The organism is Martinezella lusitana, assembly GCF_900094565.1.
GTDB lineage: Bacteria > Pseudomonadota > Alphaproteobacteria > Rhizobiales > Rhizobiaceae > Rhizobium > Rhizobium lusitanum.
Map to the genome: position 1 here is coordinate 41,269 of NZ_FMAF01000020.1, position 21,115 is coordinate 62,383.

The following is a 21,115-nucleotide window of genomic DNA, read 5'->3' on the forward strand; positions in this document are numbered from 1 at the left end:
GCTTGCCTCTGGAATTGCCCGTTCGCCAGTTGATCAACGCCAGATATGCCGTGGCAGGCCGTCGATCACCAACCGCGCTCCGAGCGCTCCGATGATGGCACCGGCAACCCTGTCGATCCACAATTTCGATCCGATGTAGAGCGCACGCGGGCGATTGGACGAAAAAGCCATCGTCACCACCATGTACCAGCCCGTCTCGACCACGAAAACTGCCGGCGGCACGGTGAGCAGCAACCGGGGAGCGGGAGACGCCGGAAGAAGTGCTGCAAAAATACTGCCGTAGAAGATGGCCGTCTTCGGATTGCTGAGCTGGGTTCCAAGCGCAAACAGGAAATTGCGCACGATACCGCCCGCCGCCGGCGTGGCCGGTGCGTCGATCGGGAGATCATGCGCCGCGCTGCGCCAGATGCGGATGCCGACATAGATCAGATAGAGGCCGCCCGCGACCTTCAGCGCGAGGTACAACCATTCGACCTTCATCAAAAGTGCGCTCAGGCCGAACAGAGCCAGCGTCGCGAAGATGACGCTTCCGGTTCCCATGCCGAAGGCGGCGGCGAGACCGGCCTTGCGCGAGCGGGAAACGGCAATGCGGGACACGAGCACAAAGCTCGGCCCGGGGCTGACGGCCCCTATAAAAACCGCGGCGATAACGCTGAAAAATATGGCTATGGATGACATGCGACACCTCCCAACATGCCTGGAAATCCGCTTAGCAACTGATGCGAACCTCCGCGCATCGGGGAGGCCATCCGCTGATGCTGTCAGCGACTTCAAATTGGAGATTAACCACGCTTCCGCGCTGGCGGCAAGCTTGCCGGTCAGAACTTGTCCATGGCCTGGATGATCGCCGGACCGAGAATGACCGCCATCAGAACGGGCAGGAAGAAGACGATCATCGGCACTGTCAGCTTCGGCGGCAAGGCGGCCGCCTTCTTCTCCGCCTCGTTCATGCGCTCGTCGCGGCCTTCCTGTGCCATGACGCGCAAGGCCTGCGATAGCGGCGTACCGTAGCGCTCGGCCTGGATAAGAGCCTGGGTGACCGACTTGACAAGCTCGATCTGTGTGCGGGCGGCAAGATTGTCGAAGGCGGTGCGGCGATCCTGCAGGAATGAAAGCTCCGCCGTGGTCAGCACCATTTCCTCGGCAAGCGGCGGGGATTGCTCGGCCATTTCCTCGGCCACACGGCGCATGCCGGCTTCGATTGATATGCCCGACTCCACGCAGATCAGCATCAGGTCGAGGGCATCGGGCCAGGCGCGCTTGATCGACTTCTGGCGCTTGGTCACCAAATTCGAAATATAGATGTTCGGCGCATAAAAGCCGAGATAGGCCGTGCCGATGACACCGAGCAGGCGGATCGGAAGAGGCTTGGCGGCGAAATATCCGAGAACGAAGACCAGGACGATGGCAACGGCCAGGAACAGGAACGGCAACAGAAACCGCGCCACCAGAAACATGTTCAGCGCGTTTTCCGAACGCAGGCCGGCGGCACGCAGACGGTTGACCGTATTTGCGTCCACCAGCGCGTTGCGCAGATTGAAACGCTCGACGATCTGCCTGACGTTACGATTGTTCTGGTTGCGCAGCGTTGCCTTGCCGCCTTCGGCGCTCAACCGCGCCCGCTCGCGCGCCCGGATCTGCTCGCGCTCCGTCGACACGGCCTTCATACGCTTATTGAGATCGCCGCGCTCAAGCATGGGCATGGCGATCGTATAGAAGGTAGCAAAGACGGCGATCGCGACGACGACGGCGAGAATGGTGCCGGGATCGGTCAGTTGAGAGGCCAGATCGGACATGGGCTATGCGGCTCCTTCCGCTCAGATCTCGAAATTGACCATGTTGCGCATGATGTAGATGCCGATCGACATCCAGATGCCAGCGCCCATCAGGATCAGGTGACCGCGCGGATCGCTGAACAGGACCATCATGTATTGCGGCGACGTCAGGTAGACGAGCAGCATGACGATGAAGGGCAGCGCGCCGATGATGGCGGCGGAGGCCTTTGCTTCCATCGACAGCGCCTGGACCTTCGCCTTCATTTTCTTGCGTTCACGCAGCACCCGCGACAGGTTGCCCAACGCTTCCGACAGGTTCCCGCCAGCCTGAGCCTGGATGGTGATGACGATTGCAAAGAAACTCACCTCTTGCAGTGGCATGTGGTTGTTCATGCGCCCACAGGCATCCGACATGCTGAGGCCGACCTGCTGTGCCTCGACCACCCGCCGGAACTCGGTCTTGACCGGCTCGCGCGCCTCGCCCGCCACCAGCCGTATGGCATCGTGGAGTGGCAGACCAGCGCGAAGCGAGCGAGTGATAAGATCCAGCGCGTTCGGAAATTCATCGAGGAATTTGTTCTGCCGGCGCTTGATGAGGAACCCGATGAGCCAGCGCGGCAGACCGAAGGCGGCAGCGAAGGGCAAACCCAGAATGACGAGGAACGGTGCACCGCCGATGAAAAGGATCAACATGACAAACAGGCCGAACAGCACGCTGAAGACGTAGAAACGCGAGGGCGCCAGCGACAGGCCAGCCTGTCCCAGGCGCGCTTTCAGCGACTGCTTCTTCTTGATGTTTTCGGTCTGGCGCTTTTCCAGATCCTTCAGCGAATCCTGCACCGACTTGCGCCGCTTCGACAGTTCCTGAACACGATCACGCGTAGCCTTGACCTTCAGCCGGTCTGTCTCGGCTTGGCTGACCCGGTTGACGCGGCTGTCGGCCTTTTTCTGCGACTCGATCCGCGAATAAAGAATGCCATAGCAGATCGCAGCCGCGGAGACGGCCGTGAGCAAGACAATCAGTAGCACCGTTGGATCGACACCGAACATGGGGAGTCCTATTGCGACTTTTGTTCCATCTCATCGAGGGCGGCGGCCAGGCGCTTTTCCTCGTTATAATAGCGTGCACGATCCCAGAAATGCGGCTTGCCGATACCGGTGGAGACGTGCCGGCCGATGATGCGGCCATTGGCGTCCTCGCCGTCCATCTCATAGCGCATCAGGTCCTGCGTAATGATCACATCGCCCTCCATGCCGATCACCTCGGTAATCTGGGTGATCCGTCGCGAACCGTCGCGCAGGCGCGCGGCCTGGATGATCACGTCGACGGAGCTGGAAACGATTTCGCGCACGGTCTTGGCCGGCAGGCTGAAGCCGCCCATCGCGATCATCGATTCGATACGGCTCAAGCATTCGCGCGGCGTGTTGGCGTGGATGGTGCCCATGGAGCCATCGTGACCGGTATTCATTGCCTGCAGCAGATCGAAGACCTCGGGGCCGCGCACTTCGCCGACGATGATGCGTTCGGGGCGCATACGCAGGCAGTTCTTGACGAGGTCGCGCATGGTGATCTCGCCCTCTCCCTCGATATTCGGCGGGCGGGTTTCGAGACGCACGACATGCGGCTGCTGCAACTGCAACTCTGCAGTGTCTTCGCAGGTGATGACGCGTTCGTGACGGTCGATGTAATTGGTCAGGCAGTTCAGAAGCGTCGTCTTGCCCGAGCCGGTGCCGCCGGAAATAACGACGTTGCAGCGTACGCGGCCGATGATCTGCAGCAGTGTCGCACCCTCCGGCGTGATGGCGCCGAAGCGGACGAGCTGGTCGAGCGTCAGCTTATCCTTCTTGAATTTGCGAATGGTAAGCGCCGGGCCGTCGATCGACAGTGGCGGCGCTATGACGTTGACGCGCGAGCCGTCGGGCAGGCGAGCGTCGCAGATCGGGCTCGATTCATCGACGCGGCGGCCGACCTGGCTCACGATGCGCTGGCAGATGGAAAGAAGCTGGGCATTATCGCGGAAACGGATTTCGGATTCGACGGTCTTGCCGCCCACTTCGATGAAAGTCTGGCCTGCGCCATTGACCATGATATCGGCGATATCATCGCGTGCCAGCAGCGGCTCCAGCGGGCCATAGCCAAGCACGTCGTTGCAAATATCCTCGAGCAGTTCCTCCTGCTCGGAAATGGACATCGCAAAATTCTTGATGGTGATGATGTCGTTGACGATATCGCGGATTTCTTCGCGCGCGGCTTCATTGTCGAGCTTGGAAAGCTGTGACAGGTCGATCGTATCGATCAGCGCGGAAAAGACCTGCGCCTTGGTGTCGTAATATTCCTCGGTGCGTGCGGGTCGGCGCCGGGCGGGCGTCTGCATCGAAGGCGGTGCCACCTGTTGACGCGGCTGCGCGGCGTCGCGCGACGGCTCGACCAGCACTGCCGGACCCGCGAGTGCGCCCGTCGTGGCAGGCGCGCGCGCCGGCGCCGGCGGAAGTGCGCCGCCACCGCTCTTTGCAGAACCTTCATTTCCGCGCTTGCCAAACATGGTCTCGATCCAACTCCATTACTGCAGCATGATTTTCACCGAGGGAAATCGACCCTTCGAAACTCATGCGAAATCAAACAACTACTTCCGCTTCAGGCGACCAAGAAGGCCGCCCCTTTTTGCCTTCTTCACAGCGATGCGCCCGGTGACGATGTGCGATATCTGCGCGAAGGTCTCGGCGACCGGCGACTTCGGATCCGTCTCCGAAATCATGCGACCACTATTGGCCGCATTGCCGAACAGATTGATGTCGAACGGGATGATGGCGATCGGATCCGTCTCCAATGGCGCGCAGAATTCCACCGGGTTGATCTCGGGGCGCTTCGGCATGCCGACTTGATTGAGAATGAGATGCGGCGCCTTGTCGTTGGGACGCAGTTTGCGCAGCGCGTCAATCAGGTTCTTGGTGTTGCGCAGATTGGCAAGATCGGGTGCGGCGCAAATGACGACTTCATCGACAGCCGCAAGCACAGAGCGTGTCCATTCCGTCCACTGATGGGGTACGTCGAGGACGGCGACCGGCGCGCTGCGCTGAAGAACATCCAGGACAGGCAGGAATGCCTGACCGTCGAAATCATAGGCACGATCCAGCATGGAGGGCGCAGCCAGCAACGACAGATGCTGCGAGCATTTGGTCAGCAGGCGATCGAGGAAGACCTCGTCAAGACGCTCCGGCGCATAGACTGCCTCGGCAATACCCTGAGCGGGGTCCTGGTCGAAATCGATGTTGGCCGTGCCGTACGGCAGATCGAGATCGGCAAGAATGGTTTCGGTCGAGAACAGGGTCGAGATTCCGAAGGCGCAATTATGCGCGATCGTGGATGCGCCTACCCCACCCTTCGCGCCGACGAAGGCAATGCTGCGGCCGAGCGGCTCCGCATCGGGGTCGATGAAAATCCCCGCCATCGCCGTCATGATATCGTTCATATCAACGGGCTGGACGATATATTCGGAAATGCCGTTGCGCATCAGTTCGCGGTAAAGGGCGATATCATTGTGGTAACCGACAATGATCACCTTGGTGCTCGGATCGCAGACGGCCGCGAGCGGCGCCAGTTCGGCCAGCAGATTGCGCGAATTTGCGCGCGTCTCGAGGACAATCAGATTGGGTGTCGGCGTCGAAGCAAACATGTTCGCAGCCGCCGCCGTGCCGCCGCTGGTGATCCGGAGGTTGACCTTGGACATGCGGCGATCGTTGGCGCATCGGTCCATAACCTGCTGCAACTGCTCGCTTTCGCAGAAGACATGCACGGAAATGCGTGGCAGCGGCCGCAAGTTGTCGAGGTTGCCAGAGCGCGGGGCTTCCTCGGCCTCCGCGGCAGTCGATCCAATGTCGTAATCGATGGCGCTCATCACTTTATCCTGTTCTGCCGACCGCTTGCTCTCAATTTCCAGAACTGAACCCGCCGAGGGTGGCCGTGCTGGTCGCGACCGAGCCGCTGCGATAATTGTCGATTATCTTGCCGCGCTGATCGGTATCGATCGGCGTCGTGGCGCGCGGTGAGATAAGATCCGTCGGGTTGGCGACCTGTGCCGCCAGGTTCTGCTGGGTCGCGCAGCCGAAATTGTAATAGTTCTGGTTGTCGAAGGCGTTGTCTGAGAGATCGTCGGGCCATTGGCCGCAAGCATTGGTGGCCGCCGTCGTCGCGGCGAAGCGCAGACGGATCGGAGCAGCGTCATCAGGACCACCGGCTGGATAATAAGTATCGACGATACGCCCCGACGGTATGCCATTTGCCACCATTTCCCGGCGAATCTGCCGGCGCAGCGCCGATGCGGCCAAAGTGTTTACCGACTGCCTTGGCGACAGTATTTCGACCGTGCCGGTCGCGTGCGCCCTATAGTCCTGAACGAAGCCGCGGACGGTGTCGCGCATGCCCGTGGTCAGGTGGCGGTCGCTGGCGGCCACCGGTATGTCGATATTATGTTCCTTCTCCGTCAAGACGATCGGGTGGCGCTGACGATAATCGTCATTGATGGCGCTGGTCGTCATGCGATCCCTTGAATCGGCACAGCCGCTGACGGCGACGGCCGTCAAGATCAAGACCGGGGCAATCAAGGCCAGCGTGGAGAAACGGGGCCGGCCGGTGCGGGGCGCGTTACGGTCGAGACTGGCCATCTTCTGATCTCTCGTTGATCCGGTTGAAAAGGTGCGCGTCATGCTCCGTGTCCCCTCATTTGTAGATGAAGCCAACGGTGCCGTGAAAATCGGCGTCGGCGACCCGCGGCGCATCCTTGCGGCCGTAAATCTTGTTGACACGGTTCATGAAGAAGCCGCTGACATCGTTGCTCGGCGAGAAATTGTCGTCGGGACGCGCCAGCTGACTGCGGGCCACCGGGCGGACCAGATAGGGCGTCGCAATAATGACCAGCTCGCTTTCGTCGCGCTGGAAGCTCTTCTGTCGGAACAGCGCACCGAGGATCGGGATTTTCGAGGCGCCGGGCGTACCGTTGGTGGTCTGTTGGATGGTATCATTCAAAAGGCCGGCAAGGGCGATCGAGCCGCCGGACGGCAATTCAACCGAGGTATCGGCGGCGCGCTGATTATACGTTGCCGTGTTTGCCGTGCCGATAGGGTTCGACACCTGCGTCTGTATGTGCAGGCTGATGCGTCCGGCAGACAATACGACCGGCGTGAAGGCCAGGCTGATACCATAGTTGAAGGGCGTGATTGTAACACTCCCATCCTTGTTCGACGTGGAATAGAGTGTCTGACCGCCCGAAGTGAAGGTCGCTGCCTGACCGGAGATCGCCGTCAACGTCGGCTCCGCCAATGTACGAACGGCGCCCGCCTGTTCCATTGCGTTGAGATAGGTGCCGATACTGTACTTGCCGACGGCAGTTTTGAAGAGGCTGGCAAGACCGCCGCCGGCAGCCGCCGCGCTCGCGTCGTTCTGAATACTGCCGAGCTGCGCCACCGTCAGACCCGAAGAGTTGCTGACAAGATTGTCGAAGCCGATCTGCTTCAGCACGCTGCGCTTGATCTCGGCGACGGTCACCTTGAGCGTGACCTGATCCTCGCCCTCGATTTGCAACATGTTGACGATCTGCGAGGTCTGCCGCCCTTCAGCGAAGAGAGCGACAGAGCTGTTGTCGCCGCTGCCTGTCGCCGTCGCGAAGCGAGTGGTTGCTTCACCGCCCTTCAGGAAGGCCTGGGCAAGCTGCACAGCCCGTGACGCATCCTGCGGCGTGCGCACGGTGCCTGTCAGGACGATATTGTCGGAAACAATTTCGACATTGATATCGGAGTCCGGGATGAAACGCTTGATATTGTCCTGCAGGCCGGCAATGTCGCGCTCGATCTGCAGGTCGAGGCTGACGATTTCCTTGCCGTCCGCACCGAAGACGAAGATATTGGTCTGGCCGACCGTCTTGCCGAAAAGATAGATGCGACGCGATGTGCGTGTCACAGCATCCGCCATTTTCGGATCGGAAACGAGAATATCATGTGCGTCGGCCGGCAGATCGACGACCAGCGCCTTGTTGAGACCAAGCTTCAAAGTGCGTTTCGTGCCGAGGCCGGCAATCGTAACGATGCTGTCGGAACCGCCTGCACGTGCGGCGGACATACGCAGAAAAGCCGGGATGTCCGCCAAGGGCAATCCCGCAAAAGCCACGGAAAACGAGAGAATTGCAGCAAGGGGAGAGCTGGCTTTCTTGTTGGTCTTGAACATGATCCCGCCCCTTCTCATTGTGGTTTCATTCCGGTTGGGCCATCGGTCACGATCGCTCCCGACTTGATGACTTGCACAAGGCCGCTGCCGCTGTCGCCGGCCAGCAGATAGTCGGCGGCGGTCGTATCCGGTTGCTGTGCGTCGGCGACGGAGCGCAATGCCAGCGTCAGCCGGTCGGCCATCTGGTGCGCGACGACCAGAACCTTCGTCTGATCCGGCGTCAGTTCCAGCGTCGCGGTCACCCCAACAGCAGCCTTGCTGCCGTCCTGCTTCTCCTCGATCTGCTGGTCGACGGCCAAGACACGCACGTTGCTGAGCACCGTCTCGGTTATGAGCTGCTGCTGCGCACCCTTGCGGACCATGATCACGTCGACGCGGTCATTCGGAAGAATGAAGCCGCCGGCGCCGGTTGCGACGGAAATCTCGGTGGCAACGGCCCGTTTGCCGGAAGGCAGCAACGAGGAAAGGATGCGGCTGTTGGAATCGGCGACCTTTTCTTCCCGGATCGGCTCGCCCTCGAAAATCGGCAGGCGGACCACCGCGCCGTTCAGGTCTTTCAGCGCGTCGGGCCGCTCGCTCTCGGTGATAAGGCCCTTGACGATGCCGCTTTCCGGCCAGCCCATCCAGTGGACCGAGCTCTCATTCAGGCGCGAGCCGACGGGCAGGTTGGCACTCGCAACGAGCACATTGATCGTTGCTTCCTTTTCCACCACCGCCGCAACCTGGGGCACGATATTGTGCGAACCGGCCAGACGCATCGCGAGCAGGCCGGCCATCCCTGCCGCGACAGCTGCCACTGCGAGTATCATTATGCGAGCGGGTTTCATGGTCATTCCTTGGGGAACAGGATTCTTCGCCCCGCAGAATGCTCAGCAATTGGTATAATTATAGTTAATGGTGTATTACATTTATAATTACTTAACCATAATTACTTGATGTAAATTAGAGAATATTTATATAGTGATTTAATTTATACTCGCCGATTTCCGGCTTAGAGCGCCCCTTGGGTCGCTGCAATCAAAAGCGGCGAGGAGGGAAAGGCAAGGATGCCGCCGATGGCAATCGCAATGCCGTAGGGGATTTTTTTGGCGACCATCAATGAATTCGGCACGGGCAGACCAATGGCCATGATGATGCTGGATTGCGACCGAAGCAAAACGATCAGAACCGTCACCACCCCGCCGATAAACGCGACATAGACGAGAAATTCCATCAGCGAAGAATCGAAACCGAACCAGAGTGCTGCAGCAGCCAAGAGCTTCGCATCGCCGCCGCCCATGACATTCAGCGCGAACAGCGCGAAGCAGGCAAAAAAGACAATGCCGGCGCCGGCGAAGTGCATACCGATTTCCGCAAATGAAAATCCGAAAACGGGCGCCAATACCAAGAATGAGACTGCGAGCGCCAGAGACACACGATTTGGGATCGTCATGGTCAGCAGATCGGAGATGGCCGCTATCGACATGCAAAGCGGAAAGATGAGTAATACTGCAGCTTCAAGCAATGCCAACTCCTCCGATCCTGTGTACTAAAAAAGAAACCGCCCACATTATTGGGCGGCTCCCATACCAAATTACTATTATGGCACCGCGACAGATTAATGTGCGGCCGAAGCGTTATTCATCTTCGTCGAGATGTTGTTGAAGGTCGTGCTGAGCGTATTGCCCAGGGTGGTTGCGCCGGCAATGATGGCGACCGAGATCAGAGCAGCGATCAGGCCGTATTCGATTGCGGTCGCACCGGATTCATCCTTCAGGAAGCGCGAAAAAAGCTTGGACATTGATTTACTCCACTCACTTTGTTGACAGCACGTCCGCCAACTGTTTGCCGTTGATCGGATGCGTTGAACCCTAGTCGCGCGCCGTTTCCATCGCTTTAAGGAAGTGGGTTAACGCAGTGTAAATTCTAAAGCGAAAATAGAATAGTTAACTCCAATTCATGTCTTTCCAAGCATTTTTAAAGAAAACTTTTAGCTTAAAAGAAATTATTAGGTACATGTATATTAGAATAATATGCGACTTGCCTCGTAATGACACGTATTTGTCGTGAAAAACGAAGAACGGAAGTCAGATGAGGGACACCAGCGTCATAATCACGCTATCGAGCGACGCCTTAATCGTTCATTCACCATTCTTTCTCATTCTGTGCGGTAAACATTTTCGACATCAACTCCAAGAGGCAAAGCCATGCCAATCGGCGGCAAAACCGCATTCCTTGCCGGCGTAGTCGCCCTGGCCAGCATGACACCACAGCTTTCCCAGGCTGCGGGAGAAAGCATGCTGCGCGTCTACATGGATCACGCGCGCGTATTGAAGCTTGACCGTCCCGTCGCGAAAGTCATCGTCGGAAATTCCCAGGTCGCCGATGCGACTGTCGCGGATCCGAAGACCATCGTGCTGACCGGCCGCAATTTTGGCACCACGAATATCATCCTGCTCGATGCTGACGACAATGCGATCGTGGACGAACAGATCCTGGTCTCGATCGATGAAGGCAATACAGTGCGCGTCTTTCGCCAGACGGATCGCGCCGTACTGTCGTGCACACCCAATTGCGAACAGCACGCCCAGCAGAGCAATACCGCGACAGCCGCGCCAACTGGCCAGTAAGACGCTTTTGTTGATGCAAATATTCGAAAGAAATATTTAGGAATTACCCTCCAATCGATAATTCTGGTTTCCTTTAAATATGAAGGGAGAAGAGAAACGGATTATCAAGAAAGCATCTCTAGTTTCACCCGCAGGCAAATCGCCGCGGATACTCAACGATGCCAGACGATGATCTTCTCGGAAACAAGAGCCCAGCACGGCGGCGTGCCCGAGGTCGTTTGCGCGAATTCGTGCGCTCTCGCGACGGAACCGCGGCGATCGAATTCGCTTTGCTTGCCATTCCCTATTTCCTGATCGTCTTCGCGATCCTGGAGACCTTCGTCGCCTTCACCGCCGAGCAGGTCATTTCCAATGCCGTCGACACCCTGTCGCGCCAGATCAGAACCGGACAAATCACCGCAAGCAATACAACTCAGCAGCAATTTCGCCAGGCCTTCTGCAATGAGATCTCGGTGCTGATCACCTGCTCGTCATCGGAAGCGACGACGCCATCGAGCCTCTATCTCGATGTTGAAAACTACACCAGCTTCGCAGCCATGCCGACGACAGTTCCGCGCCAATCGTCGACGGATCCCTATTCCGATCTCAAGACCACCGGCTTTGCATTCGCACCTGGCGGCGCCAAATCCATGAACATGGTGCGCGCCTATTATCGATGGCAGATCATGACGGACCTCATGCGGCCCTATCTCACCAACATACGACCGTCCGACGGCTCGATGCCGACGACCTACCTCATCGTCGCGACCGCTGCTTTCCAGAATGAGAACTATCCTTGAGCGGGCAAGCGAACATAATAGAGAAGGAAGGCACGTCCTTCGGCCTCCTGCGGCGCTTTGCACGCGACCGGCGCGGCGTCGGCGCGATCGAATTCGCCATTCTCTTTCCCGTGCTGCTGATGCTCTACCTCGGCGCTTTCGAGCTTACCGTCGGCCTCAGCTTCTCGAAGCGCGCCAGCCGCTCGGCCGGCTCGATCGCGGATATCGTCTCGCAGCAGTCGAGCGTCACGAAGTCGGTGCTTGCCACCATGCCGTCCGTGGCCAGTGCTATTTTCGCGCCCTATGTCACGACCGGCCTGACATTGAAGATTACCGGCATTGCGATCGACGCTACAGGAAATGCGACGGTGGCCTGGTCTTGGGCACAGGACGGGACGCGGCCCTATTCGGCCGGCACCGCGGTCACGATCCCCAGCAGCCTGAACCAGGCGAGCACGTTCCTCGTCCGTAGCGAGCTTGCCATCCCTTACCAGCTCATCAGTTTCGGCGCCAACTTCCTGCCGAGCGGCACCAACCAGATCACCATAAGCCGGCAGTATTACTATCGCCAGCGCGTCGGCACGTCGATCAGCTGCAGCGACTGCTGAGCGCGATCATCAAGACCAAGCTCGGCATTCCCAACCGAAACGGAAAATTGCCAAGTCGGTGGCTCCGTTATATGGGTGACGTCCAATGCACCCGGCGGAACCGCTGGGCGGCGATGATCTTTATCGGGTGATCCATGGCGCGCGCCTTTCTCTTCGTTCTGGACTCTTTTGGCGTCGGCGGCGGCCCGGATGCGGCAAGCTATGGCGACGAGGGCGCCGACACGCTCGGCCATATCGCCGAATTCTGTGCCGCCGGTGCCGCCGACCGCGAAGGCCTGCGCCAGGGACCATTGGTATTGCCGACCATGTCCGCCTTCGGGCTGCTGGAGATCGCCAAAGCGGCGACAGGCAGCTATCCCGCCGGAATGCCGCAGCCTGAGAAGCTTTATGGGGTCTACGGCTGCGCCAGCGAGGTTTCACGCGGCAAGGACACGCCATCAGGCCATTGGGAGATCGCCGGAACGCCTGTTATGTTCGATTGGGGTTACTTTCCGGCCGAGGGCGACGCCTTTCCGCCGGAGCTGGTGAAAGCCATCTGCGAGGCGGCCGATCTGCCCGGTATTCTCGGCAATTGCCATGCGTCCGGCACGGATATCATCGCCAGGCTCGGGGAAGAGCATATTCGCAGTGGCAAGCCGATCTGCTACACCTCGTCCGATTCCGTCTTCCAGATCGCCGCACATGAGCAGCATTTCGGGCTGGATCGGCTGATCGGCCTCTGCAAGATCGTGCGCACCCTGCTCGATCCCTATAATATCGGCCGCGTCATTGCCCGCCCCTTCGTCGGCGTGACGGCGGCAACATTCGAGCGGACCGGAAACCGCCGCGACTTCTCCGTGCTGCCGCCGGAACCGACCCTGCTCGACCGCCTCGTCAAGGCCGAACGCACCGTGCATGCGGTGGGCAAGATCGGCGATATCTTCGCCCATCAGGGCGTTTCCAAAGTCATCAAGGCCAATGGCAACATGGCTTTGATGGATGCCACGTTGAAGGCCATGGACGAAGCTGCCGACGGCGATCTGGTTTTCACCAATTTCGTCGATTTCGACATGGTCTACGGCCATCGCCGCGATGTGCCGGGCTATGCTGCGGCGCTCGAGGCCTTCGACGCGCGGCTGCCGGAAGTGCTTAAGAAAATGAAGGCAGGCGATCTCGTCATACTGACCGCCGATCACGGTTGCGACCCGACTTGGCGCGGCACGGATCACACGCGCGAGCGCGTACCGGTCATCGCCTATGGACCGGGCATCCGCTCGCGCTCCATCGGCATCCGCCAAACCTATGCCGACATCGGCGAGACGATCGCACAACATCTGGGCGTTGCGGCAGGACCGCATGGAAGGAGTTTCCTTTGACATCGCATTTGAAGAAGGTGGAGCTGCATTGCCATCTGGAAGGCGCGGCTCCGCCAGCGCTGACGCTCGCGCAGGCACGGAAATACGGCGTCGACACCAGCGCTTTCCTCAAGGATGGCATCTATCTCTGGAAGGATTTCGCCGAATTCCTCGTCTGCTACGACAAGGTTTCCGAGGTCTATCGCACGGAGGAAGATTATGCGCTGCTGACGGAAACCTATCTGGAAGAGCTTGCCGGCATCGGCACCATCTATAGCGAGCTCATCGTCTCGCCCGATCATGGGGACCGCATCGGCCTCGGCGCCGACGCCTATATGGCCGGGGTTTCTGCTGGTATTCGGGCCGCCAAGGCAAAGACCGGCATCGAGGCCCGGCTGATCGTGACAGGCGAACGCCACTTCGGCCCGGACCGGGTGGTGAAGGCGGCCGAATATGCGGCCAGGAGCGACAATCCGCTGATATCAGGTTTCAACATGGCGGGCGAAGAACGTATGGGCCGCGTCGCCGATTACGCCCGCGCCTTCGACATCGCCCGCGAGGCCGGTCTTGGCATCACCATCCATGCCGGCGAAGTCTGCGGCGCCTTCAGCGTTGCCGATGCCGTCGAGCTGGTCCGCCCCGATCGGATCGGCCATGGCGTGCGCGCCGTCGAGGATGCAGACCTCGTCAAGCGCCTCGCCGATCTCGGCACGGTGCTGGAGGTCTGCCCGGGCTCCAACGTCGCACTCAATGTCTTCCCGGATTTCCCATCGCATCCACTGCGCAAGCTGCGCGAGGCCGGCGTGCGGGTGACGATCAACTCCGACGATCCGCCCTTCTTCCATACGTCGCTCAAGCGTGAATATGAACTCGCTTCAACCGCTTTCGGCTTCAGCGACGACGAGATCGACGCCATGACACGCACGGCAATCGAAGCTGCCTTCGTGGACGAGGCGACCCGGGCGGCGTTGCTGGCGAGGCTGTAAAGGCTGGATTCCAGGCCGCAGACTGGGGATGAAATTTCCCAAAGCGGCCTATTTTCTTGCACCAGAGACGATTTCCGTGAAAGAAACATCTCATATCGCGGAATTACTGGAAGGCTGAAACCATGGACGGCGTCACTGTCATCGATCACCCGCTTGTGCAACACAAGCTCACAATCATGCGCAAGAAGGAGACGTCGACAGGGAGCTTCCGCCGACTGCTGCGCGAGATCTCGACGCTGCTTTGTTACGAAGTGACGCGCGACCTGGAATTGACCATCGAGACGATCGAAACGCCGCTTCAGCCGATGGACGCGCCGATCCTCGAAGGCAAGAAGCTGGTCTTCGCTTCGATCCTGCGCGCCGGCAACGGCCTGCTGGAAGGCATGCTCGACCTCGTGCCCTCGGCCCGTGTCTCGCATATCGGCGTCTACCGCGATCACGAGACGCTGCAGCCCGTCGAATATTACTTCAAGGCACCGGAGGATATCGCCGAGCGCCTGATCATCGTCGTCGACCCGATGCTGGCGACCGGCAATTCCTCGATTGCGGCGATCGACAAGCTGAAGGAACGTGGTGCCCACAATATCCGCTTCCTCTGCCTGCTGGCCGCTCCCGAAGGCATTGCCAATTTCCGCAACGCGCATCCGGACGTGCCGGTCTTCACCGCCGCGATCGACAGCCATCTGAACGAGAAGGGCTATATCGTGCCCGGCCTCGGCGATGCCGGCGACCGTATGTACGGCACGAAGTAGATTTCGCCGTTACATTTGCTGTTTTGCCCGGCGGTGTCCAACTGCCGGGCTTTTTACTGATTGCTTTAGCGGCCCTTCAGTAAAATTGACTTACATATGGCGATGCCCGCAGGAGGGGCCTCGCTGATGCTTGTTCGCGTTCTTGTCTTTGCCGGCATCATCGCCGTTGCGGCCACCCAGGTGCCACCGCTCTTGACCGGGATCGCAAACAGAGAAAAGCCCGCGCCGGTGGAAACCGTTTCCGTTCCGCCGCAGAAGGCCGAACCGCCCAGCCTCTATGGCACCGTATTGCTGCACGCCGATGCGAGCGGCCACTATCAGGGCGATTTCAACCTTAACGGCCGACCGGTGCATGGGATGATCGATACCGGTGCAACCTATGTCGCGATCAACGAAAGCACAGCACGCAGCATCGGCTTCAGCAGCGTCGATCTGGACTATCGTTATCCGATGCAAACCGCAAACGGCACTTCCAAGGTAGCTCTCGTCAAGCTCGGGCGCCTGGAGATCGGCGGGATCAGGGTCCGCGATATCGACGCCATCGTGGCGAAGGACAGCGCGTTATCCACGACACTGATCGGTATGAGCTTCCTGAAAAGGCTGAATTCCTATGGTGTCCAGAACAGCACATTGCGCCTGACGCAATAGGGCGGCCAAGCGTTTCGCAGAATCGCTCAACCGCTCCACTCTATTGTTTTGACGTCATATCCTGGTGACGATAACGGGCGGCAAGACAGGCGCAGTCTCAACGATGCGATAGCTGGCAGCCAGATCGGCCGTGGCCTTTTCCGCAGTTACCTCATCGACGGCGTGAACGGTTGCGATGCGGTCGCCTTTGCTGACCCTCGTGCCGAGCGGCAGGATATCGCTGAAGCCAACGCGATGATCGATCTTGTCCTGCGGATGACGTCGTCCGCCGCCCAGATCGATCACGCTCATGCCGATCGCGCGGGCATCGCAGGCGCCGAGCCATCCATCGGAGGAGGCAAGAACGGGCTTTTGCACCGGCGCGGCTGTCAGATACCGATCGGGATTCTCGAGCAGATCGACCGGACCGCCGAGACCATGCACCATGCGGCCGAACACGTCAGCCGCCCTCCCGGAAGCAATGGCGTCTCGCGCCCTGCCCTCCGCCTCGGTGCTGTCCGCAGCAATGCCGGACTGAACCAACATCTCCACAGCGAAGGCCAGCACGATCGTTTCAAGCCGCGTGCCCGCCTTGTTGCCCTTCAGGAAATCCAGGCAGTTGCGAAGCTCCACCACATTGCCGGCGGCATCGGCCAGTGGCTCATTCATATCGGTGATCAGGGCGGAGGTTTTCACGCCGGCGCCGTTGGCGACATCCACCAGCGAGCGCGCCAGTGTCTCCGCCTCCTCCTGCGACGTCATGAAGGCGCCATTGCCGATCTTGACGTCAAGCACCAAGGTTTCCAGCCCCGCCGCCAGTTTCTTCGACAGGATCGAAGCGGTGATCAAGGGTACGGAGTCGACGGTTGCGGTGACATCACGCACCGCATAGAGCTTGCCGTCGGCGGGTGCCAAAGCGCCGGTCTGGCCGATGATGGCGCAGCCCACCTCGTCCACCACCTTGCGGAAGCGCGCCGCATCCGGGGTGATCCCGTAGCCGGGAATGGATTCCAGCTTGTCGAGCGTGCCGCCGGTGTGGCCGAGGCCGCGACCGGAGATCATGGGCACGGCGAGGCCGCATGCGGCGGCAATGGGGGCCAGCATCAGCGAGACGTTGTCGCCGACGCCGCCAGTCGAATGCTTGTCGGCGATCGGCCTGCCGATGACGGACCAGGAGAGCGTATCACCGGAGCGGGCCATGGCGAGCGTCAAGGCCACGGTCTCATCGCGCGTCATTCCGCGAAACCACACGGCCATGGCAAAAGCGCCGATCTGGCTTTCCGCCAGTTCGCCACGCGCCAATGCACCGATGAAATCGTCGATATCGGCAGCCGACAGGGCGGCGCCGTTACGCTTCAGCCGGATGATTTCCTGCGGGATCATGAGTTCAATAGCCTGAGGAGGCCGTCTTCGACTCTCCGCCGGCCAATACGTTCAGGATATCGTCAAGCAGGCTCGACGCACCGAAACGGAAGGTCGATGGCATGGCCCAGTCGGGCGCCATGATGGTCTCGGCAAGGCTCAGGTAAAGCGCCGCGTCGGCGACGGAGCCGATGCCGCCGGCCGGCTTGAAGCCGACCTTGCGGCCGCTGGCGCGGATCGCCCGCAGCATGATGTCAGCCGCTTCGAGCGTCGCATTAACGGCAACCTTGCCGGTTGAGGTCTTGATGAAATCCGAGCCGGCGTCGATGGCGAGTTCGGAGGCGCGCCTGATCAGCGCGGCGTCCTTCAATTCGCCGGTTTCGAGAATGGTCTTCAAGATGACTGGCCCCTTGCACTCGGCCTTGACGGCAGCCACCATGTCGGTGACGGCCTGTTCATTGCCGGCCAGAAATGCGTGATAGGGAATGACCAGATCGATCTCGTCGGCGCCGTCGGCAATGGCTTCGCGGGCCTCGGCTGATACGTCGGCCACCTCCATGTCGCCGGCCGGGAAGTTCACGACAGTCGCGATCTTCACGACATGGTCGGTTCCGAGAATGCTGCGGGCCTGGGCGACGAAGCGCGGCCAGATGCAGATCGCGGCGGTATTGCCATAGGGGGATTGTGCGCGGGCACAGAGCGTCTCGATCTGGGCGGGCGTGCAATCATCCTTGAGATTGGTGAGATCGAGAAGGGAAAGCGCAACGGCCGCCGTTTCTCTGAGGGAATGGCTCGTCATTGGGGATCTCCTCCGTCGGCAATCATTTCTTTCAAGATGGCGGCGAGACGGGCGCCGCCGACCGGAGCCATGTCCTTGGTCTCGTCATGCGAGAGTTCGCCGCCGGTCATGCCAGCACCATAGTTAGTGATGACTGAGGCAGCGGCAACCCTCAGGCCGAAAAGACGTGCCAGAATGACTTCCGGCACGGTCGACATGCCCACGGCATCGGCACCGAGGATGCGCGCCATGCGGATCTCCGCCGGCGTTTCGAAACTCGGTCCGGAAAACCACATATAGACGCCGTGCGACAGCTTGATCTCGGCCTTTTCCGCCGCCTTGCGCATGCGCATGATCAGGTCGGTATCATAGGCGCTGGTCATGCCGACGAAGCGCTTGTCGCTTTCTTCGCCGATCAGCGGGTTCATGCCGGAATAGTTGATGTGATCGGTGATCTGCATCACCGATCCGGGCGCCATCTCCTCCCGCAACGATCCGGCCGAGTTGGTGAGAATCAGCGTCTCGACGCCGAGCGCCTTCAGCGTCTCGATCGGCACGCGCATGGCATTGGCGTCGCCCTTTTCGTAGTAGTGCACGCGGCCGGACAGCATGATAACAGGCACGTCGCCGAGCTGGCCCGCGACCAAAGTACCGGCATGACCGGAAACGGCGCTGACGGGGAAACCGGGCAGATCGGCATAGGGAATGCGCACGGCATCGCCAACCTCATCGACGAGAGAGCCGAGGCCGGAGCCCAAAACGACGCCGTAGCGCGGCTTCAGATCGCCGAGCTTTTCGGTGAGGATTTCGACGGCGGCGCTCATCCCAGCATCTCGGTTTCAAAGCTGAAGGGCAGCATCTCGTCCATGGTCATGGTCTTCTTCACGCCGGCCTCGTCGCAAAGGTAGATGCGTGTCTCCTTGCTGGCGAATTCGGCGATCTTCTGCCGGCAGCCGCCGCAGGGCGGGCAGAGCGGCAGCTTTTCCGCAATCACGGCCATCTCGACGATCTTCTTGGCGCCACCCATGATCATGTGGCTGATCGCTGTGGGTTCAGCGCACCAGCCCTGCGGGAAGGACAGGTTCTCGATATTGGCGCCGGTATAGATCTTGCCGTCCTCGGCGCGGATAGCCGCCCCAACGGGAAATTTCGAATAGGGAGCATGGGCGAAAGCCATCGCCCCGCGGGCAGCCTCGAACAGATCATGCGACATGGACTAGCGCTCCTTGGTATAGGGCACGCCACCGGCCTTGGGAGGCTTGGCGACACCGATAAAGCCTGCGAGCAGGATGCAGGTGAGGATATAGGGCAGCGCCTGGAAAATCTGTACCGGCACTTCGCCGATACCCGGAACCGCCTTGCCCTGCATGAAATTGGCGAAGGCATCGAGGAAGCCGAACAGAAGGCAAGTGAACATGACCGGCACCGGCTTCCACTTGGCGAAGATCAGCGCCGCAAGTGCAATATAGCCCTTGCCCGCCGACATGTTGTTGATGAAGGCGGCGGACTGGGCGATGGCAAGATAGGTGCCGGAGAAGCCGCAGAGAATGCCGGCGACGATCAGCGAACGATAGCGCAGCCACTCGACGGAGATACCGGCCGTATCGACGGCACCCGGATTTTCCCCGACGGCACGCAGCCGCAGGCCGAACCGGGTGCGATAGAGGATCCACCAGGAAATCGGCACGGCGAGGAAGGCGAGATAGGTGAGGATATTGTTGCCGGAAATGACGTTGGCATAAAGCGGCCCAATGAACGGCACGTCACGCATGGCATCGACGCCGGGCAGCGTGATCGAGGCGAAGCGCGCCGAGCCCGGCAGCGTCGGCGTGCGGCCGCCCTGGCCGAACCAGGCCTGTCCGAGCACAATGGTCAAGCCGGCGGTCAGGAAGTTGATGGCGACACCGGAGACGATCTGGTTGCCGCGATTGGTGATCGAAGCGAAGCCATGAAGCAGGCCGAGGACGACCGATATCGCAATGCCGGCGCCAAGCCCGGCCCAGGCCGAACCGGTGACGGAGGCGACACAGGCCGCAGCGAAGGCCGATGCCAGCATCTTGCCTTCGAGGCCGATGTCGAAAATGCCGGCACGCTCGGAAAACAGGCCCGCAAGCGCGGTAAAGATCAGCGGAATCGACAGGCGGATGGTCGAGCCAAGTATGCTGATGAGAAGATCATAATAGTCCATCATCCGATCCTCACGCCCTGGCAAATTTTTGATAGATGCGCGCAAGCGCAGGTCGGAACATATATTCCAGGGCGCCGGCGAACAGGATGACGAGGCCCTGGATCACAACGATCATGTCACGCGTGATGTTCGGCATATCAAAAGAGAGCGCGTCGCCGCCCTGATAGAGAATACCGAACAGGATCGCCGCCAGAATGATGCCGAACGGATGGTTGCGTCCCATCAACGACACGGCGATACCGACGAAACCGGCGCCGAGCACGAACTCCACCTGCAGGCGCGCGGAGGCTCCCATGACCGGATTAAGTGCCATCATACCGGCGAGACCGCCTGATATCAGCATGGCGATGACGACCGTGCGTGCATAGGGGATGCCGGCATAGACCGCGGCCGTCGGGCTGAGGCCGAGCGTGCGCATTTCATAGCCGAGCTTGGTGCGCCAGACGAGAACCCAGACCAGAAAACACATGACCAGCGCGATGAGAAAGGACACGTTGAGCGGCGCTGCCCCAATGGTCGAGCCGAAGATGCCCATCAGCCAATCAAGCTTCGGAAGTTGGCCGCCCTCGAGAAAGGTGCGGGTTTCCGGTGCCATCTTGCCCGGCACGATCAACACATGCACCAGGATGAAATTCATCATCGCCGAGGCGATGAAGTTGAACATGATGGTGGTGATGACGACGTGGCTGCCGCGCTTGGCTTGCAGCCAGGCGGGAATGAGAGCCCAGAGCGCACCGAAGATGGCCGCGCCGATCACCGCGAAGGGCATCGTCACATACCAGGGCACGTATCTGTCCAGCGCCAGCGCCACCAGGGCGCAACCGAGACCACCGACATAAGCCTGGCCTTCGGAGCCGATGTTGAACAGACCTGCATGGATGGCGACGGCGACGGAAAGGCCTGTGAAGATGAAGCTGGTGGCATAGTACAGAGTAAAGCCGATACCCTCACCGCTGCCGAGAGCACCCTGCAGCAGCAGCACAAGGGCATCGAGCGGGCTCTCGCCGATGAACCAGACCACGAGGCCGGAAATCAGAAAAGCAACGATCAGGTTGAGGATGGGGATCAGGCCGTAATTGATCCAATTTGGAAGTGGAACGGAAGCAGTACTCATCAAGGCC

At 60.0% G+C, this 21,115-nt stretch carries 23 protein-coding genes; 7 read left to right on the top strand and 16 right to left on the bottom strand.

The genetic code is table 11. The features are described from left to right. Nucleotides 1-33 precede the first annotated feature (33 nt). The 10 genes from GA0061101_RS27575 to GA0061101_RS27620 form a co-directional block, all read right to left on the bottom strand. Entirely contained in the window at nucleotides 34-678 is a 645-nt protein-coding gene (locus GA0061101_RS27575; RefSeq protein ID WP_037200985.1) for a LysE family translocator, read from the bottom strand. 140 nt (nucleotides 679-818) lie between these two features. Then, complete coding sequence (locus GA0061101_RS27580; RefSeq protein WP_037200987.1) at nucleotides 819-1,796, bottom strand: type II secretion system F family protein; 978 nt, start codon at nucleotides 1,794-1,796, stop codon at nucleotides 819-821. A 21-nt stretch (nucleotides 1,797-1,817) separates the two neighbouring features. Continuing rightward, nucleotides 1,818-2,825 carry a type II secretion system F family protein gene (locus GA0061101_RS27585; protein ID WP_092575950.1) on the bottom strand — a complete coding sequence of 336 codons (1,008 nt, stop codon included), beginning with the start codon at nucleotides 2,823-2,825 and terminating at the stop codon, nucleotides 1,818-1,820. A gap of 8 nt (nucleotides 2,826-2,833) precedes the next feature. Next, a complete protein-coding gene (locus GA0061101_RS27590; protein WP_037200992.1) occupies nucleotides 2,834-4,318 on the bottom strand; it encodes a TadA family conjugal transfer-associated ATPase in 1,485 nt (494 codons plus the stop codon). A gap of 81 nt (nucleotides 4,319-4,399) precedes the next feature. Next, nucleotides 4,400-5,671 carry a CpaE/TadZ family protein gene (locus tag GA0061101_RS27595; RefSeq protein WP_092575953.1) on the bottom strand — a complete coding sequence of 424 codons (1,272 nt, stop codon included), beginning with the start codon at nucleotides 5,669-5,671 and terminating at the stop codon, nucleotides 4,400-4,402. 31 nt (nucleotides 5,672-5,702) lie between these two features. Continuing rightward, nucleotides 5,703-6,437 carry a CpaD family pilus assembly protein gene (locus GA0061101_RS27600; RefSeq protein ID WP_092575956.1) on the bottom strand — a complete coding sequence of 245 codons (735 nt, stop codon included), beginning with the start codon at nucleotides 6,435-6,437 and terminating at the stop codon, nucleotides 5,703-5,705. Nucleotides 6,438-6,492: 55 nt separating this feature from the next. Next, a complete protein-coding gene (locus tag GA0061101_RS27605; RefSeq protein ID WP_092575959.1) occupies nucleotides 6,493-7,992 on the bottom strand; it encodes a type II and III secretion system protein family protein in 1,500 nt (499 codons plus the stop codon). Between the two features lie 14 nt (nucleotides 7,993-8,006). Then, a complete protein-coding gene (gene cpaB / locus GA0061101_RS27610; protein WP_092576010.1) occupies nucleotides 8,007-8,819 on the bottom strand; it encodes a Flp pilus assembly protein CpaB in 813 nt (270 codons plus the stop codon). A gap of 164 nt (nucleotides 8,820-8,983) precedes the next feature. Further along, nucleotides 8,984-9,496 (bottom strand): A24 family peptidase, encoded by a 513-nt coding sequence (locus GA0061101_RS27615; RefSeq protein WP_092575962.1) that lies wholly within the window; start codon nucleotides 9,494-9,496, stop codon nucleotides 8,984-8,986. Between the two features lie 93 nt (nucleotides 9,497-9,589). After that, the gene (locus GA0061101_RS27620; RefSeq protein WP_092575965.1) at nucleotides 9,590-9,772 is read right to left on the bottom strand and encodes a Flp family type IVb pilin; all 183 of its coding nucleotides are present in this window, start codon (nucleotides 9,770-9,772) and stop codon (nucleotides 9,590-9,592) included. Nucleotides 9,773-10,178: 406 nt separating this feature from the next. Between GA0061101_RS27620 and GA0061101_RS27625 the strand changes: the two genes are divergently transcribed. The 7 genes from GA0061101_RS27625 (at nucleotide 10,179) to GA0061101_RS27655 (ending at nucleotide 15,687) form a co-directional block, all read left to right on the top strand. Further along, complete coding sequence (locus GA0061101_RS27625; protein ID WP_037200393.1) at nucleotides 10,179-10,601, top strand: pilus assembly protein N-terminal domain-containing protein; 423 nt, start codon at nucleotides 10,179-10,181, stop codon at nucleotides 10,599-10,601. Between the two features lie 158 nt (nucleotides 10,602-10,759). Beyond that, complete coding sequence (locus GA0061101_RS27630; protein ID WP_037200391.1) at nucleotides 10,760-11,380, top strand: TadE/TadG family type IV pilus assembly protein; 621 nt, start codon at nucleotides 10,760-10,762, stop codon at nucleotides 11,378-11,380. Beyond that, nucleotides 11,377-11,967: a TadE/TadG family type IV pilus assembly protein gene (locus tag GA0061101_RS27635; protein ID WP_234904012.1), complete on the top strand. Its 591-nt coding sequence runs from the start codon at nucleotides 11,377-11,379 to the stop codon at nucleotides 11,965-11,967. The genes GA0061101_RS27630 and GA0061101_RS27635 overlap by 4 nt, the downstream gene beginning before the upstream one ends. Nucleotides 11,968-12,101: 134 nt before the next feature. Beyond that, nucleotides 12,102-13,322, top strand: a complete 1,221-nt coding sequence (locus tag GA0061101_RS27640) for a phosphopentomutase (RefSeq protein WP_092575968.1) — start codon at nucleotides 12,102-12,104, stop codon at nucleotides 13,320-13,322. Then, on the top strand, nucleotides 13,319-14,287 hold the full coding sequence (locus tag GA0061101_RS27645; protein ID WP_037200388.1) for an adenosine deaminase: 969 nt from the start codon (nucleotides 13,319-13,321) through the stop codon (nucleotides 14,285-14,287). The genes GA0061101_RS27640 and GA0061101_RS27645 overlap by 4 nt, the downstream gene beginning before the upstream one ends. A 122-nt stretch (nucleotides 14,288-14,409) precedes the next feature. Next, nucleotides 14,410-15,039, top strand: a complete 630-nt coding sequence (upp, locus tag GA0061101_RS27650; RefSeq protein ID WP_037200387.1) for a uracil phosphoribosyltransferase — start codon at nucleotides 14,410-14,412, stop codon at nucleotides 15,037-15,039. A 126-nt stretch (nucleotides 15,040-15,165) separates the two neighbouring features. Then, nucleotides 15,166-15,687 carry a TIGR02281 family clan AA aspartic protease gene (locus GA0061101_RS27655; RefSeq protein ID WP_047560084.1) on the top strand — a complete coding sequence of 174 codons (522 nt, stop codon included), beginning with the start codon at nucleotides 15,166-15,168 and terminating at the stop codon, nucleotides 15,685-15,687. 54 nt (nucleotides 15,688-15,741) lie between these two features. Here the strand turns inward: GA0061101_RS27655 and deoA are convergent, their stop codons facing one another. The 6 genes from deoA to GA0061101_RS27685 are packed head-to-tail and all read right to left on the bottom strand — an operon-like array spanning nucleotide 15,742 to nucleotide 21,108. Continuing rightward, nucleotides 15,742-17,049, bottom strand: a complete 1,308-nt coding sequence (deoA, locus tag GA0061101_RS27660) for a thymidine phosphorylase (RefSeq protein WP_092575970.1) — start codon at nucleotides 17,047-17,049, stop codon at nucleotides 15,742-15,744. 4 nt (nucleotides 17,050-17,053) lie between these two features. Next, nucleotides 17,054-17,827 carry a deoxyribose-phosphate aldolase gene (gene deoC, locus GA0061101_RS27665; RefSeq protein ID WP_037200384.1) on the bottom strand — a complete coding sequence of 258 codons (774 nt, stop codon included), beginning with the start codon at nucleotides 17,825-17,827 and terminating at the stop codon, nucleotides 17,054-17,056. Further along, nucleotides 17,824-18,630, bottom strand: a complete 807-nt coding sequence (locus tag GA0061101_RS27670) for a purine-nucleoside phosphorylase (protein WP_047640316.1) — start codon at nucleotides 18,628-18,630, stop codon at nucleotides 17,824-17,826. Before GA0061101_RS27670 ends, deoC begins: the two co-directional genes overlap by 4 nt. Then, nucleotides 18,627-19,019: a cytidine deaminase gene (locus GA0061101_RS27675; protein WP_037200381.1), complete on the bottom strand. Its 393-nt coding sequence runs from the start codon at nucleotides 19,017-19,019 to the stop codon at nucleotides 18,627-18,629. Before GA0061101_RS27675 ends, GA0061101_RS27670 begins: the two co-directional genes overlap by 4 nt. Nucleotides 19,020-19,022: 3 nt before the next feature. Beyond that, nucleotides 19,023-19,994 (bottom strand): ABC transporter permease, encoded by a 972-nt coding sequence (locus GA0061101_RS27680; RefSeq protein WP_037200398.1) that lies wholly within the window; start codon nucleotides 19,992-19,994, stop codon nucleotides 19,023-19,025. A gap of 10 nt (nucleotides 19,995-20,004) precedes the next feature. Continuing rightward, nucleotides 20,005-21,108: an ABC transporter permease gene (locus GA0061101_RS27685; RefSeq protein WP_037200380.1), complete on the bottom strand. Its 1,104-nt coding sequence runs from the start codon at nucleotides 21,106-21,108 to the stop codon at nucleotides 20,005-20,007. Nucleotides 21,109-21,115: the final 7 nt, after the last annotated feature.